The following is a 789-nucleotide window of genomic DNA, read 5'->3' as shown; positions in this document are numbered from 1 at the left end:
ATCTTCCATCGCTATCTGACACCCAAATGGGCTTTCCTGCCCACCAGCGGTGCAGGCGCGGCGATTGACGGCGGTCGTTTTAACAGGCCAGGCATGGAGCCACTCTATCTGTCCCATTCGACCCAGACGGCGCTTTGATGAATACAAGCAGGGTGCCAGCATCACGCCGCCAGCCATCCTTGCCGCTTACAAGATTATGCTCGCCGAGGTGGCCGACCTTTCGCAGGGGGTTCGACCCGGACATCTGGGATGGCCCGTGGAAGGAGTGGGATTGTGCCTGGCGCCAGGTCGCTCGCATCGACAGGAAGATACCTTCATCGTGGACGCTTGCGGACGTGGTCATTACGACGGGGCTTCGGGGCATCCTGTTTCCGTCGCTGCGTCACGCCGGCGGCACCAATCTGGTGATCTGTTCAGCCAACCTTGTCGAAGGCGATGAGGTCGCGGTCCATGATCCCGATCAACGGTTGCCGCACGACCAGTCGTCCTGGTCCTGAGTTATCGACTGTCTCTGGGATCGCAACGCGGCGACGACCCCCGTCACGGCGCTTGGTCCCCAACGACATCGTCCTCGCCGTCGCCCTCCCCGCTCGCCAGACCGGCTGGAATATCGCCGGCCAGCAGCTTTTCCTTTGATAGCAGTCCTGCGTCCTCGAGCGCCTCGAAATCCGGCAGCTGGCGCAGCGTGTCGAGCCCGAACTGCGAGAGAAAATTTTTGGTCGTCACATAGGTGTAGGGCGCGCCGGGCTGCGGCGAACGCGGTCCCGAGGCGATCAGCTCCTGCGCGCG

The 789-nt window shown here is 62.6% G+C and carries 3 protein-coding genes; 2 read left to right on the top strand and 1 reads right to left on the bottom strand.

What is annotated here, in order from left to right; genetic code table 11:
- The gene (locus NKI95_RS34335) at window positions 1-138 is read left to right on the top strand and encodes an RES domain-containing protein (protein WP_352722278.1); all 138 of its coding nucleotides are present in this window, start codon (window positions 1-3) and stop codon (window positions 136-138) included.
- Window positions 138-497, top strand: a complete 360-nt coding sequence (locus NKI95_RS34330) for an RES domain-containing protein (protein ID WP_352722277.1) — start codon at window positions 138-140, stop codon at window positions 495-497. The genes NKI95_RS34335 and NKI95_RS34330 overlap by 1 nt, the downstream gene beginning before the upstream one ends.
- Window positions 498-540: 43 nt before the next feature.
- On the opposite strand, the gene NKI95_RS34325 is transcribed toward NKI95_RS34330, so the two are convergent.
- Window positions 541-789: SMC-Scp complex subunit ScpB (locus NKI95_RS34325; protein WP_352722275.1), on the bottom strand; the 249-nt coding region annotated here is incomplete at its 5' end.

It is taken from the genome of Mesorhizobium sp. M0306 (assembly GCF_040321655.1).
Taxonomy (GTDB): Bacteria; Pseudomonadota; Alphaproteobacteria; order Rhizobiales; family Rhizobiaceae; genus Mesorhizobium.
This window is presented reverse-complemented; position numbering and strand designations above follow the sequence as displayed.